Raw genomic sequence first — 14,110 nt, 5'->3', positions numbered from 1 at the left:
AAGTTGCTATCTGAATAACCTTGATTGACCGCCTTCGTAGGTCCGTTGCGTCGCGGTATTTTTCGCGACGCAAGCGCGGAGATTGGGTGCTGGACCCTTTTATTTGGTTGCCGTCATCTCGACCGTCGCTTCAAGCCCCTGAGTTTCAGGGTTGCATCATGAGCAGTCTATTCTGGCTCACTGACGGGCAGATGGCGCGTCTTCAGCCCTATTTTCTGAGGAAACCTAGGAAGCCGAGGATTGAAGACCGGCGTGCGCCAAACGGGATAGATTTCATTAACCGCAATGGGGTGCGATGGTCTGATGCACCTCGTGAATATGGACCGCCCAAAACGCTCTAAAAGGCCTTGGTTAACAACCTACCATCGGCAGATTGGCTGCTGCGTGATGGCGGCTATGACGCGGGCTGGTTCCGCGAAGCCCTGATAGACAAGGGAATAAGCCCCTGCACGCCAGTCCGAAAAACATGTGAAAACCCTGCCCAGCACGACAAACGCCGCTACAAACGACGCGACAGGATCGAGATCATGTTTGGACACCTGAAGGACCGGCGCCGTGTCGCCACACGCTGTGACAGATGCCCTAAGGTCTTCCTCTCGGCCATCGCGCTCGCAGCTACCATCTTGTTCTGGCCGTAAGTTAACGAGTCTGGAGCCCAGGTGAAACTGGGTGTCACCGCTCCAAAGGTATTTTTATTCAGTAGCAACCTGACAACGCTATCCTCGGGTTGCTCGACACAAATCTCTTGGCCTTGCGGTACATATCCGCAGCTTGTGCTCAGCCAATACGGACCCTCGAATGCCATGGCCGGTGGCATTATCAATCCAATCCAAACGGCGGCTTCCACTGCGTTTTGTGTGACAAGTCTTTGACGTACTTCCATTGCGGCGAAGACACCTTGTTCCAGAAGAAAGTCGGACACCTCAGCGTCATCGTATTGGCAAACGTCAAAGACTTCGCAGTTGTACACGACCTGCGTTTCGGAAAACTCAATTTCTGCTTCGCCATGTTTGTATAGAGGTTTTCAAACAGGTCACGTTTGCACTCGTATTGCTGCGAGGTCATGACGGTCGCCACCTCGTCGGATGTCATAGTCCAGCAGATACCTTCAATGTCATCAGCCCGTCTCTTTTGTCGGGCTGGCTTTGAGATGTTCCGGCAGCTTTGGAGGTTGGATTCGTTCGGGCTTTTTGATCCGCAGCGTCGGCCAGCTTGCGAATGTCGGCAAAACTGTCTGCAAATTCTTGGCTAAAGCTGCATGGCAGTGTGTCGAGCATTCGGCAGTCTTCCGCGAACGACCCAGTCGAAGTGTGAGAACGCGCTTTCAACCCAAGGCGAGAGCCAACCTCCAAGTAGTCGAGGCAACTGATCCACCGCATTTGGAACCGTTTTTGCCCATCTGCTGCCGTTTGTAATCTTATCCCGGTATTACTTGATTCAATCGATGTGGTCCGGTTTTTTGCTGTTTTGGTGGGCGCGGCTCGTACAATTTGCACCGTTGTTTTCCTGGCGTTTTTTGACTGTCATTTTATTCGGCAGAGTTACGGAATAACGAGATTTCGGAACACATTTCCAAGCGCGGAAAGCGCTTGCCGTTGCAGTGGCCTGCTCGGTTGTTTGGCAAAAAGTATCGGAGACAGTTGTGCAAGACCTGCGGTAATGCCGGAGATCGGTATTGAGGTTGAAATCTGTCGCCGCCACTTACCGAATAACATCAGGTATTCCGGAGCAATGTTGGACGGGGCCGACATATTTCTCGCACGGGCGCGGCACCTTGAATGTGCGTCTATTTGCAAAAAAGCGAAACTAAATTACGATAATGTCGTATAGTGCAGTTTGCCGCATGTAATTCTTGAAGGGCGGCGGGGTGACATGGTTCAATTTTATGGCCAACCTGGCGCAGCGAGCCGTTGGCCAAGAAACCGGGGAAGTTCCGCCTTCCCGCAATTGTTCGAAAGGTGCGTCGGTGTCCAATAGGGACACAAGAACAAGTACCACGGATGACCAACATGGAGATATCAGATGAAAAAACTTGCAACGCTTTTAGGAGGCGCATCGATGGCGGTCGCCGGACCAGCAATGGCTGCGGATATTGTGATCGGTGTGCCGAACTGGCCGTCGGTGAATGCCACGGCGCATATTCTGAAGGTGGCGATCGAACAGAACCTGGGTCTTGATGTTGAGCTGCAGAACGGAACCAACCCGATCGTGTTTGAGGCAATGGATTCCGGGGCTATGCATGTTCATCCCGAGGTCTGGATGCCGAACCAACAGAACCTGCACGATACATACGTCACTGATAAAGGCACTGTTGCATTCAACCCCAATGGAGTTGAAGCGTTCCAAGGAATGTGCGTCGACAAAGCAACTGCGGACGCCCACGATATTCGTTCGATCGACGATCTGACCAACCCTGACGTTGCCGCGCTGTTTGATAGTAATGGCGACGGGCAAGGCGAAGTTTGGATCGGTGCGCCTGGATGGGCTTCGACCAATGTCGAGAAAATCAGGGCCAAATCCTATGGCTATGACCAGGTCATGGAACTGACCGAGATCGACGAAACCGTGGCCTATGCCAACCTCGACAACGCGATCAAGGCAGGCGATCCGTGGGTCGGGTTCTGTTATACGCCGCACTACGTGTTTGCCCTGCATGACATGCAGATTCTGGAAGAACCGGCCTATGACGCGTCCAAGTGGAACGTGCTGCAGCCAACCGACGATCCGGACTGGCTTGAGAAATCCGATGCTGGAGTGGCCTGGGATCTGGCCTATCTGCACCTGCATTATGCAAAATCCCTCGAGGACGAGTTCCCCGAAGTTGCCCAGTTGCTGGCCAACATGAAACTGGACACCGACGCGGTCTCTGCAATGACCTATGCGCTGGTGATCGAGGGCAAAGAGCCCGCAGCCTATGCCGAAGAATGGGTGGCTGCCAACGAAGATGCCGTTCTGGGCTGGATGTCTCAGTGATCGATACCAACCGGAATTGAAAACCGGACAGGCCGTTGGACACGTCCGGCGGCCTGTTTTGCATCAAAGGGACAAGTATGACCGAAACAGTCGTAAAACTGACGGATGTGTGGAAGATCTTCGGGGCACGCGCCGAAGAAGCCATGGAAGCCGTGCGGAACGAAGGCATTGGAAAGCCCGAAGTTCTGGAAAGATACAATTGCGTCGTGGGTGTACAGGGGGCCACCTTCGACGTGCCGCGAGGCGAGATTTTCTGCATCATGGGCCTGTCGGGTTCGGGTAAGTCGACGCTGGTGCGGCATGTGAACCGCCTGATTGAGCCGACCTCGGGCAAGATCGAAATTTTGGGCCATGACGTGTCACAGATTTCCGAGGCCGAACTGCGCCGCATCCGGGCGCAGCAGATCGGGATGGTGTTTCAGCATATGGCATTGATGCCGCACCGGTCGGTGCGCGATAACGTGGCTTATCCGTTGGAAATTCGCAAAGTGTCGAAGTCCAAACGCTGGGCGGTTTCGGATCACGCGCTGGGTCTGGTCGACCTGACCGGATACGAGGATCGCCTGCCCAAGGAGTTGTCCGGCGGTATGCAGCAACGGGTGGGGATCGCCCGGGCGTTGGCGTCGGACCCGGAAATCCTGCTGATGGACGAGCCGTTCTCGGCCCTTGACCCGCTGATCCGTCTGCAGCTGCAGGATCAGTTCAAGGCGCTGGTGGCTCAGCTTCAGAAAACCACTCTATTCATCACCCACGATCTGGACGAGGCCATTCGGATTGGCCACCGGATCGCCATCATGAAAGACGGGGTGATCGTGCAGATTGGCACGCCAGAAGACATCGTCATGAACCCGGCCGACGACTACGTGCGCGAGTTCGTGCAGGGCATCTCGAAGCTGAAACTGGTCAAGGCGCATTCGATTATGGAGCCGATGGGAAGCTATTCAGGGTCTTTGGACGGCGCACCGCGCGCGGACGAGGGCGCAGACCTCGACCAATTGATTGATCTGGCGGTGAATACCGATATGCCGGTCGTCATCACCGATTCCGGCAGTGACGTCGGCGTCGTGACCAAGCCGCGTCTGCTGCGCGGAATTCAGGGGGGCAAAAATGACTGATGCAACCGCGGAACTCAAGGTAACAGCCGCCTCTGACATCGAGGTTGATCGCGAGGCGCTGGACCAGTCCATTCACGAATTTGCCGGTCCGAATGGTGACTACTACGTCACGGCCTTCCACAAGATCCACGATGCCACCAGCGCGGTGCCCAACACGTTCAACGTCTGGGCGGCGGTGTTGGGACCATTCTGGTCGGCGTCACGCGCCATCTGGGGCATGTTCTGGACATTCCTGATCCTCGAAATCATTGCCTGGGTGCAGATCGGGCGCGGTGCCTGGGGCAACCCCGGGGCCGATCTGGCTGAACGGGCCGAACGGCAGCAGACGCGCGCCAACGAACTGTTGGAGCGTGCGGCAGCAGCAACAGAACAAGCGGATATCGATCGGTTCAACCGCCTGGCTGAAAACATTCAGAAAGCGGCAGACTCCAGTTTCGCGCAGGCGCAGGCGGCCCAGGCCGAAGCGTCGGGGATCCTGATCACCGGGCTTCTGATGCTGCTGGTGTTTAAAGTGGTTCAGGGGTGCTACGCGGATCGGATCTATGAAAAGCAGTACTCGAAATGGCGGACGGACCCCGCCAGTACGGAAAGTGGCCGATCCACACGTAACACGGTATTGGGTGCTGTTCTGGTCGCCGCGATTGCGCCATTGATCGTCTACAAGTTCACGGTGAACGCGTCGCTGCCCTTGCTGGACGCCTTTCCCGAGGAACAGGTCTCCGAGATCATTCTGGGTCCGGGCGAGGGAACGCTGTTCTCAAATCTGGCCAGTTGGATGGAGGCGCAGATTGATGCCGCCGCCGCTGCGGGGGGCGATGTCTTTGACGGGATCGTCAGCGGGGTTCGCACCGTTCTGGATGCGCTGACCATTGCGTTGATCGGGTCTCCGTGGCCGGTTGTGATGCTGGTCATCTGCGTGACCGCATGGCGTGCGGCAGGACCGCGCGTGGCGATCTTCACCGCGTCCTCGCTGGCCTATATTGCCTTGCTGGGCTATTGGGATGTGGCCATGGAGACGGTGGCGCTGGTCGGTGCGGCTGTGCTGCTATGCGTGGTGTTCGGCATCCCACTGGGCATCTGGTTCGGCAAGTCCAAGCGGGCCTATCGGGCGGCGGAGCCGGTGCTGGACCTGATGCAGACGCTTCCAGCCTTCGTCTATCTGATCCCGATCATCGCCTTCTTTGGCACCGGCAACCCACCGGGCATCCTGGCCACGATCATCTTTGGCATGCCGCCGGTGATCCGCCTGACTGCGCTGGGGATGCGCGGGGTGCCGGAGAGCATCAAAGAGGCAGCGGTCGCCTTTGGCGCGTCCAAATGGCAATTGCTGAAGGATGTGGAAATACCATTGGCATTGCCGTCCATCATGACCGGGGTGAACCAGACCATCCTGATGTGCTTGTCGATGGTGGTAATCATCTCGCTGATCGGTGGCGGCGGTCTGGGCAAGGAAATCCTTGAGGCGCTGCAATACGCCGCCAAGGGTCCGGGCCTGCTGGGCGGCTTTGCAATCCTGTTCCTGGCCATGGTCATGGACCGGATTGTTCAAGGGGCCTTCCGGCGAGAAGACGAGAAACTCTGAACATACCCGCCCCCGGTTATCGCCGGGGGCGTTTTTCTTTCACCGGGGAATACAATGACCGATCGCTATGAACAGTCCATGATGGACAATCTCTATTGGTGGGGCGTGCCCACTTTGTTTCGTTGCCCCAACGAAGGCCCCGAAGGGAAGGACATCGCGTTAGTGGGCGTGCCGCATTCCACCGGCAACGGCACGACCGAGCGCGATCAGCATCTGGGTCCACGTGCCTTGCGTCATGTCTCGGCCGTGCAGCGCCGGGTGCATTCGCTGTTCGGGATCGACCCCTGGAACAGTGCGCGGATTGCCGATGTGGGCGATGTGCCGTTTCCACGTGCGAACGACAATGAAGATTGCATCGAGCGTATCACGGCCTTTTTTAAGGATATCGACGCGGCAGGCGCGCGGCCTGTTTCAGTCGGTGGCGATCATTCCATAACGGGTGGGATCGTGCAGGCGCTGGGCAACGGCAAGCTTGCGGGTGGTGAGCCGGTCAGTTTCCTGCATCTGGATGCCCACACTGATGTGTTCACCAAAGTTGATCACTTTCTCGGCGCCAAGAAATCAGCGGCCCATTGGGGAGCATATCTGGCAGATCAGGGGCAGGTCGATCCGACGCGGTCGATGCAGATTGGGCTGCGGGGCCATCCGCGCAGCCTGGACTGGCTGCAGCCCTCCTATGACTATGGCTACAATATTGTCACCATGCGCGAATTCCGTCAGCGCGGGCTGGAGGATGTGGTGGCGCAGACACGCGAGGTTTTGGGCGACCGTCCGGTCTATATCACGTTCGATCTGGACTGCCTCGACCCCACGGTTGCGCCCGCCGTGTCCAATCTGGAGCCTGGCGAGAAAGGGTTCGATATCGACGAGGCGGTCGGCATTCTGCGTGCCGCGCGGGGCCTGAATATCGTGGGCGGGGATGTCGTTTGCATGATGCCCACCAAGGACAGCCCCAACAACATCACTGCCCTGACAGCGGCGGCGGTGATGTTCGAGATGATCTCGATGATCGCCGAAAACGTCAGCGGGGCCTAAGATCGCCGCGCGTCCGTTGCCTGCGCAAGAACGCAGAGCAGTTCGAACATCAGCGAAATACCGAGCCAAGCCGTGCCGCCCTCGGGGTCGAAGGGCGGTGCGACCTCGACCAGATCGGCGCCGACCAGATTGACGCCTGCCATCTTGCGAATGACCTGTTGCGCCTGAAAGCTGTTCGGCCCGCCAATCTCGGGCGTGCCGGTGCCGGGCGCATAGGTCGGGTCGACGAAGTCGATATCATAGGTGCAGTAGGTCGGTGCCGTTCCGACAATGCTGTGCACCTCGGCCATGACGTTGTCGATGCCCCGGTCGAACAGTTCCTCGATGCGGATGATGCGGATGCCCTGCGCCTCGCCCCATTCAATATCTTCCGTGTTGTACGCGGTGCCGCGAATGCCAACCTGAACAAAACGTTTGGGGTCAACCAGCCCTTCCTCGACCGCGCGGCGGAAGGGGGTGCCGTGGGTGAATTTGTGACCCCCGAAATAGGTGTCGAACAGATCGGTATGGCTGTCGAACTGGATCAGCCCCAGCGGGCCGGGCTTGGCCAACGCACGCAGAACGGGCAGGGTGGTCAGGTGGTCGCCGCCGGCAGTCAGGGGGGTGATGCCGCGCGCCGTCACATCTTCGTAGAAACTGGTCACCCGGTCCAGCGTATCCTGGATATCGACCGGGTTCGGCGCGACATCCCCAAGATCCGCGCAATTGACCAGCGAGAAGGGCGCAACCCCGGTCACTGGATTCATCGCGCGGATCATTGTCGAATAGTCCCGCAACTGACGCGGCCCATGCCGGGCACCGGGGCGATTGGTGGTGCCGCCGTCCCAAGGTATTCCGACCAGGCCCAAATCAACCTCGGTAATGCGTTCGTGGTCCAGCGTCACGCTCGGTAGGCGCATGAAGGTGGGGATACCGGCGAAGCGGGCAAGCTCCATTGCCGAGACCGGCTGAAAAAATGGATTGGTCATGTGGTCCCCCTTGTTGGTTCTGGCGCGAGCCTAGCGGCAGATTCGTGACTTGGGAATGGGCTGAGTTGCTCAGAACAGGATGCGAAAGCGTTTGCGGATTTCCGCGTCCTGAACGTCGGTCAGGTATTTCGGGTGATGCGTGGCCAGAACCTCTTTGGCCTTTGCGCGTGCGGCAGACCATGCGTCGGTTGCGCCTTCTTCCTCCCACGTGCGCGGCTCGTTCCGGTCTGCGAGGGAAGGGTAGAAATAGTCCCGCTCCATCGCGGCATAAGTGTGGGTGCTGCCAAGGAAATGACCATCGCCCAAGACCGACTGACAAATTGCGTCAAAGCCCAGGTTTTCTTCGGTTACCTCGATCCCGCGCAGGGCCCGATAGGTGTGAGAGTGCATTTCGTCGTCCAGAACAAACGCTTCGAAACTGGCCCCCAGCAGCGATGCCGTCATGCCCGAGCTTTCATAGATCAGGTTGCCCCCGGCGAGCGCGGCCGCCAAAGAAGTCATTCCTTTCTCGGCTCCATACTGCGCGTCGATTGCCTTGGCGTCGGTCATCGAGGCGGCCACACCCGAGGGCAATCCAAGCCAGTTGGTGATCTGCGCCGAGGCGGCGTTCAGGATGGTGGTCTCACCGCTGCCGCCGGCGAAAGACCCGGTTCGCAGGTCAACAATCAGGGGCCAGTTGGAAAACACCATCGGAAAACCGGGCTGGATCGCATTGACCATTACAAGGCTGGCCAGTGTTTCGGCCAGCGACTGCGCCAGAAACCCGGCCAGGGTCGCCGGAGCTGTGGCACCTGCCTGTGCTGCGGTGATGCAGGACATGGGAATGTTGTGTGTTACGCATTCGTAGACCACGTCCACCGCATCCTCTCCATAACGCAGCGGAGAGATCACCGGGCTGATATGCGCCTTCAGAAAGGGGCGCTTGGCGAATTCGCCCGGTCCACCAGCTACAATATCCAGCATCTCGACAATTGGGGCGACGTTTTCGGCCAGCGTAAACGAGGTGGCAACAGGCTTGGTCGTATTGCGCACCAGCGCATAGGCCGTGTTGATATCCAGATCGCGCACATCGGGCGCATCCGTCGCCACGCAACAGCGGGTAAACCAGCTGACATTGGCCAAAGTGTCCTGCAACCGGGTGAAATCGTGTAGGTCAACCAGCGTGGACGGACGATAGAGGCCGCTGTCGAGGTCCAACGTCTGCACCGCCGCGCCTCCGGTGCCGAAAAACACGCGATCACCGCCAACTTCGATCGAACGGGTCTCATCCCTACCGTGGAAAGTGAACATCTTGGCGGCCGATTTGACCAACCGTTCCACCATCGTACGCGGGAAAACCAGCCGATCCTGTTCCCCATGCTGCGCGCCCGCCGCCTGCAGGTCAGCGGCCAGCCTGTCGGGCACGTTGCCCATGCCCAACGTCTCCAGCAGGCGCAGGGCAGTGTCGTAGATTTGCTCAAGCTCAGTTGGGGTCAGGGGTTTGAATGCTCCCCCTTTCTGACCGGGCGGGCAGGGGTCGATCACAGGTTTGGCTGCGCGCTGGGCGTGCCTGGCCTGCCGGCCGCTTCTTTTGGCACTTTCCGAGGGCATATTGCTCCTTTCCCGCTATCCCTTTGGGAACACTAAGCGGCAAATCTGCCCCATCGCAAAGGGGAACTGCGAATTTGAAAATCTTCAATCGCAGTTTCGATTTTTCAATACAGTCACTACCGCTATTGTAGGCTCGGCCAGTTCTTCCGCAAAACTTGTCCCGGACCAGAGGGAGCAGAGCCAATGAAGTCGCGCACCAAAGTTGTTGTCATCGGGGGCGGGATCGCCGGATGTTCGGCGCTGTATCACCTGACGCAAGAGGGGTGGACGGACGTGGTTCTGGTCGAACGCAACGAGCTGACCTCGGGCACGACTTGGCATTCGGCTGCGCAGGTGACGAATTTTGGCATGAACCAGACGATGGTTGGCCTGAAATCGCATTCGATTCAGTTGTACAAGGAACTGGCCGAAGACCCGGATTATCCGATCAACTACCACCATGGCGACGGCGGCATCCGTCTGGCCAATACCGAGGCGCAGATGCAGGGGTATCGCCATTTTGCCTCGATGGCGCGCGGGATGGATGTGCAGTTCGAGGTGATCGACGCCGAAGAATGCGCCCGTCGCCATCCGCTGATCTCGACCGAGAACCTGATCGGCGGGCTGTGGGACCCGATGGACGGAGACATCGACCCGGCGCAGCTATGTCAGGCGCTGGCGCGCCGGGCACGCAAGGCCGGGGCCGAGGTTTATCGTAATACTCCGGTCGTCGGTTTGACCCAGCACGCTGACGACACATGGACCGTCCACACCGAACATGGCGATATCGATTGTGACATCGTGGTCAACGCCTGCGGCTATCGTGTGAACGAGGTCGGCGCGATGATGGGGGTGCATCATCCGGTCGCCTCCATGGAGCACCAGTACTTTCTGACCGAAGAGATCCCTGCCATCCGGGATGCGGGGCACAGGATGCCTTTGCTGCGGTGCCCTATCAGTGACTACTATTGCAGGCAGGAAAAGAACGGGTTGTTGCTGGGGTTCTACGAACAGGACTGCAAGACATGGGGTATGGACGGGATCGATCCGAACTTCGTCAATGCCTTGTGCCCGGATGATCTGGATCGGGTGACCGATGTGCTGGAGGGCGCGTTTTCCCGTATGCCTGCACTGCTGGAAGTCGGGGTCCATACGGTTGTCAACGGCCCGATCACCTACACGATCGACGGCGCGCCTCTGGTCGGGCCGATCCCGGGCAAGCGCAATGCGTTCTGCATCATCGGATTGCGCGCCGGATTGGGCGAGGGCGGTGGGCACGGCTGGCTGCTGGCCCAGCAGATCGTGCATGGCGAGGCATGTTATGACACGTGGTGCCTGGACCCCCGGCGGTTCACAGGGCATGCGAATGTGGAATTGACGGCGCTGAAGGCCATCGAAGACTATCAGAACGAGTTTCGCTTTCACTTTCCGCACGAACACCGCCCCGCCGGCCGGCCGGCCAAGACGACGCCTCTGACTCCGGTGTTGGCGGCAGAAGGGGCGGAATTCACCGTGGTCAATGGTTGGGAGAGGGTAGAGTACATCAAGCCTGCCCCCGATTTCTCGCCGTCTCTCAGTTTCGATTTTGACGAAACATTCGATCTGGTCGCAGCTGAGGTGGCCAATGTGCAGAACGGCGTCGGGCTGGCCGAGGTGAACGGGTTCAACCGGATCGAGATCTCCGGCGCGGACCGGCACACTTTTCTCGATAGGATGTTCTGCGGCACCGTCACCCGACGCGATGGTCGGGTCGGGCTGGGCTATCTGTTAAACCATCAAGGCATGGTCAAGGCCGAGGCAACCATTGCCAATCTGTCCGCCAGTGACCGGGGGCCGGGCCGCCTATGGTACGGGTCCGCCGCCGCAAGTGAGTTTCATGATATGGATTGGTTGGTTCAGCACCTGCGCGCCGATGAAGACGTGCAATTGCGCAGCCTGACCAACGATCAGACCATTCTGGTGCTGGCTGGCCCCAAGGCGCGCGATGTCCTGTCCGCCAGCGCGCGCGGTGACTGGTCAGCAGCGGCTTTTCCGTGGCTCAGCTTGCGGGAGTGTTTCGTTGGGATTGCCCCGGTGACGGTGATCAGCGTCAGTTTCTCGGGTGAACTGGCTTACGAAATCCACGTCCCCAACGCGTCGCTCTATGCGGCTTATTTGGCGTTGCGGCAGGCCGGAGAGGCTCATGGGCTGAAACTCTTCGGTGCGCGGGCAGTGGAATCCATGCGAATGGAGAAGAGCTTCCTGCATTGGAAGGCCGATCTGATCACGGAATTCGACCCATTCGAAACCGGCCTCGACCGTTTTGTGAAGCCGGACAAGAGTGACTTCATAGGGCGGGGCGCCTTGTTGAAACGGCGGGCCGAGGGGCCACGTAAAAAGCTGGTCGTCTTGCAGATTCACGCTACGCAACAACCTGCTCATCCCGGCGCATCTTTGATGCTGGGCGAGCAAGTTGTCGGCACGATCACCTCGGGTGATTGGGGGCATCGTATGGGGCTGAATATAGCGCATGGCTTCGTGCAGCCCGATCTGACCGATATCGGAACTGAGATGGAGTTAGACTCCTGCGGTCGGCGCGTGCGTGCGACAGTTATCCCTCCATCGCCTTATGATCCGGGATTTGAGCGCATGAGAGCGTGACCGCTCGACCAACTTCATCATTGCCGTTTGTTTAAATCTTTGCTTGGTTTGTTTCGAAGAAATCGAAACAACGGGTGCGCAGTGTCCAAATCTCTGAGCCTTCGCTGGCTGGAAGTTTTCCGTCTGGTTGCCAAATCGGGGTCGATCCAGCAGGTCGCTTCGGAAACGGGGCTGTCGATCAGTACCGTCTCGAACCACTTGCGCAGCCTCGAAGGCGCGCTGGGCGTTGATCTGGTCGATCATGGGCGGCGTCCGATGGGGTTGACCCCGGCGGGCGAGGTGTTTGCGCGTTATGTCCGTGACGGGCTAACGGTGCTGAAACGGGGAGAGGCCGAAATCCGCTCAGGCAACTGGAAGCACGCAACGGATCTGCGGCTGGCCCTGATCGACGATTTCGACAACCAGATCGCCCCGGACCTGTTCCGCTTTTTGGCGCAGGCCTTGCCGCGTTGCAGCTTTCGCCACTACACGCGCCCCAGTCACGAGATCATCAACAATCTGCAAGAGCACAAGCTGGATGCCGGGGTCGCCACTCGGCCCTCGGAGCGGACCGAGGGGTTAGTCGAATACCCGCTGATGCGCGACCCATTTATCGTGATCCTGCCCAACACGTTCAACGGAGAACCCGAAGACCTGCTGAAACCGGATGCGGAATTACCCCTGCTGCGCTATTCGCGGGACTACATGATCGGCAAGCAGATCGAAATTCAGTTGACTCGCAGCAAATACAATCTACCCAACCGGTTTGAAATGGAGTGCAACCACTCGATCATCGGCCTGGTCGCCGAGGGCAGCGGCTGGGCGATAACGACGGCCGCCTGTTTCCACCGTGCACAAAGGTTCCATGACAGCGTCCGGGCGTTTCCGTTTCCAGGGCGCAACTTCGTGCGTACGGTGTCCCTGTTCACGACCGAGGTGTATCCCGAGACGACCTCGAAGCTGATCCAGAAGGTGATGGTAAAGCTGATCCGGCAGCATTTCACCGACCCGATGTGCGAAGCTCATTCCTGGTTAAAGGACGATTTCCGTACCATGGAGGCCGAGGCCGCCTAGGCACTGGCCGGTGGTCCAAGGGATTGACGCTCGACGATATGGGTTGCCAGCCGCGTGCCAGTGCCCGGGGCTTGGTTTTCCAGCATATCAACCAGAGCCAATGCGGCCCGTTGACCCATTTCGCGGTGTGGTACATGCACGGTCGTCAGTGCAGGGGTGACGACCCGGGCCAGTTCGATATCATCAAAGCCGGTGACAGAAACATCCTCGGGCACCTTTAATCCCATTTCACGCGCCCGGTGCAGTGCGCCGACGGCCAGAACGTCGTTGCCGCACAGGATTGCCGTGGGCGGGGCGTTCTGTGACATCAGTTCGGTAAAAGCGTCGGCGCCGTTTTCGATCTGGTAAGGGGTTTCAACGATCGCCAAACCTGACGGGGAAATCCCGTTCTGCCGGACCGCGTCCTTTATACCTTCAATGCGAAGACGCGCCCGATCATTGCCTGCGGTGATACCGGAAATCACTCCGATCCGTTGGTGGCCCAGCCCGATCACGCGGTTTGTCAGCTCGGCCATGGCAGCGCGATTGTCGAAACCGACCGCGCCAATCTGCGCATCCGCCAGAAAGGACCACGCGATCATTACCGGGATGTCGCGGTGCGCGAGATCCTTGTAAACCTGCGGATTGCGGTCATGCCCGATCAACAGCAACCCATCCGCACCACGCGCGACCAGCGTCCGGATTTGCTCTTCTTCAAGGTCGGGATCGTAGGCCGAACTTGATACCAGCAGCGTGTATCCGCGTGTGTGCAGTTCTTCCTGAAACGCCTGTAGGCCGCGCGCGAAAATAGCGTTCTCCATGGTGGGAATGATCGCACCGATCGTCCAGGTTCGCTTAGCTGCCATCACCCGTGCGGCAAAGTTCGGCGTGTATCCCAGCTTGTCCACCGCTGACAGAACGCGCTGACGCGTTGCCTCTACCACCCGGTCGGGATCATTCATGCAGCGCGACACGGTCGCTGTTGAAACGCCTGCCAGTTTGGCGACATCGTCTAATGTGGGCGCGGATCGAAGTTTCGACATTTTCAAACCTGAGATTTGCTTTTGCCAATAAGCTTAAACTCAAGCACCGCCTAAGAAAAGTAGATGTGCAAGCGCTTGCATTTTCGATGTAAGGGCTTACAAATCCGGTAAGCCGAATCCGGAAGATGGACCAGTGAATAGGACCTGCTGAGC

General features: G+C 58.6%; 10 protein-coding genes and 1 pseudogene. 7 read left to right on the top strand and 4 right to left on the bottom strand.

Annotation, left to right across the window (positions count from 1 at the left end):
- Positions 1-158 precede the first annotated feature (158 nt).
- Positions 159-638: pseudogene (locus tag AC2FEE_RS20305) on the top strand (transposase).
- A 450-nt stretch (positions 639-1,088) separates the two neighbouring features.
- Here the strand turns inward: AC2FEE_RS20305 and AC2FEE_RS20300 are convergent.
- The gene (locus tag AC2FEE_RS20300) at positions 1,089-1,277 is read right to left on the bottom strand and encodes a hypothetical protein (protein WP_496867138.1); all 189 of its coding nucleotides are present in this window, start codon (positions 1,275-1,277) and stop codon (positions 1,089-1,091) included.
- A 745-nt stretch (positions 1,278-2,022) separates the two neighbouring features.
- Here AC2FEE_RS20300 and AC2FEE_RS20295 point away from each other — a divergent pair.
- The 4 genes from AC2FEE_RS20295 to AC2FEE_RS20280 all read left to right on the top strand — a co-directional run bounded on the left by AC2FEE_RS20295 (position 2,023) and on the right by AC2FEE_RS20280 (position 6,705).
- Positions 2,023-2,973 carry an ABC transporter substrate-binding protein gene (locus AC2FEE_RS20295; protein WP_496867137.1) on the top strand — a complete coding sequence of 317 codons (951 nt, stop codon included), beginning with the start codon at positions 2,023-2,025 and terminating at the stop codon, positions 2,971-2,973.
- A 77-nt stretch (positions 2,974-3,050) separates the two neighbouring features.
- Positions 3,051-4,088 carry a quaternary amine ABC transporter ATP-binding protein gene (locus AC2FEE_RS20290; protein WP_496867136.1) on the top strand — a complete coding sequence of 346 codons (1,038 nt, stop codon included), beginning with the start codon at positions 3,051-3,053 and terminating at the stop codon, positions 4,086-4,088.
- On the top strand, positions 4,081-5,670 hold the full coding sequence (locus tag AC2FEE_RS20285) for an ABC transporter permease (RefSeq protein ID WP_496867135.1): 1,590 nt from the start codon (positions 4,081-4,083) through the stop codon (positions 5,668-5,670). The genes AC2FEE_RS20290 and AC2FEE_RS20285 overlap by 8 nt, the downstream gene beginning before the upstream one ends.
- Positions 5,671-5,724: 54 nt before the next feature.
- Entirely contained in the window at positions 5,725-6,705 is a 981-nt protein-coding gene (locus AC2FEE_RS20280; protein WP_496867134.1) for an arginase family protein, read from the top strand.
- On the opposite strand, the gene AC2FEE_RS20275 is transcribed toward AC2FEE_RS20280, so the two are convergent.
- On the bottom strand, positions 6,702-7,673 hold the full coding sequence (locus AC2FEE_RS20275) for an agmatinase (protein ID WP_496867133.1): 972 nt from the start codon (positions 7,671-7,673) through the stop codon (positions 6,702-6,704). The genes AC2FEE_RS20280 and AC2FEE_RS20275 overlap by 4 nt on opposite strands.
- Before the next feature lie 69 nt (positions 7,674-7,742).
- Complete coding sequence (locus tag AC2FEE_RS20270) at positions 7,743-9,263, bottom strand: trimethylamine methyltransferase family protein (RefSeq protein WP_496867132.1); 1,521 nt, start codon at positions 9,261-9,263, stop codon at positions 7,743-7,745.
- Between the two features lie 183 nt (positions 9,264-9,446).
- Between AC2FEE_RS20270 and AC2FEE_RS20265 the strand changes: the two genes are divergently transcribed.
- Both AC2FEE_RS20265 and AC2FEE_RS20260 read left to right on the top strand, forming a co-directional pair.
- Positions 9,447-11,882 carry a GcvT family protein gene (locus AC2FEE_RS20265; protein ID WP_496867131.1) on the top strand — a complete coding sequence of 812 codons (2,436 nt, stop codon included), beginning with the start codon at positions 9,447-9,449 and terminating at the stop codon, positions 11,880-11,882.
- A gap of 81 nt (positions 11,883-11,963) precedes the next feature.
- The gene (locus AC2FEE_RS20260; protein ID WP_496867130.1) at positions 11,964-12,935 is read left to right on the top strand and encodes a LysR family transcriptional regulator; all 972 of its coding nucleotides are present in this window, start codon (positions 11,964-11,966) and stop codon (positions 12,933-12,935) included.
- Here AC2FEE_RS20260 and AC2FEE_RS20255 read toward each other — a convergent pair.
- On the bottom strand, positions 12,932-13,957 hold the full coding sequence (locus tag AC2FEE_RS20255) for a LacI family DNA-binding transcriptional regulator (RefSeq protein ID WP_496867129.1): 1,026 nt from the start codon (positions 13,955-13,957) through the stop codon (positions 12,932-12,934). The two genes, AC2FEE_RS20260 and AC2FEE_RS20255, sit on opposite strands and share 4 nt — an antisense overlap.
- Positions 13,958-14,110 lie beyond the last annotated feature (153 nt).

This window comes from Ruegeria sp. YTSC199 (genome assembly GCF_059609725.1).
This window is presented reverse-complemented; position numbering and strand designations above follow the sequence as displayed.

Coding starts and splice junctions, on each gene's coding strand:
- AC2FEE_RS20300 (WP_496867138.1), bottom strand. CDS start 1,277: ATGCTCGACACACTGCCATGCAGCTTTAGCCAAGAATTTGCAGACAGT.
- AC2FEE_RS20295 (WP_496867137.1), top strand. CDS start 2,023: ATGAAAAAACTTGCAACGCTTTTAGGAGGCGCATCGATGGCGGTCGCC.
- AC2FEE_RS20290 (WP_496867136.1), top strand. CDS start 3,051: ATGACCGAAACAGTCGTAAAACTGACGGATGTGTGGAAGATCTTCGGG.
- AC2FEE_RS20285 (WP_496867135.1), top strand. CDS start 4,081: ATGACTGATGCAACCGCGGAACTCAAGGTAACAGCCGCCTCTGACATC.
- AC2FEE_RS20280 (WP_496867134.1), top strand. CDS start 5,725: ATGACCGATCGCTATGAACAGTCCATGATGGACAATCTCTATTGGTGG.
- AC2FEE_RS20275 (WP_496867133.1), bottom strand. CDS start 7,673: ATGACCAATCCATTTTTTCAGCCGGTCTCGGCAATGGAGCTTGCCCGC.
- AC2FEE_RS20270 (WP_496867132.1), bottom strand. CDS start 9,263: ATGCCCTCGGAAAGTGCCAAAAGAAGCGGCCGGCAGGCCAGGCACGCC.
- AC2FEE_RS20265 (WP_496867131.1), top strand. CDS start 9,447: ATGAAGTCGCGCACCAAAGTTGTTGTCATCGGGGGCGGGATCGCCGGA.
- AC2FEE_RS20255 (WP_496867129.1), bottom strand. CDS start 13,957: ATGTCGAAACTTCGATCCGCGCCCACATTAGACGATGTCGCCAAACTG.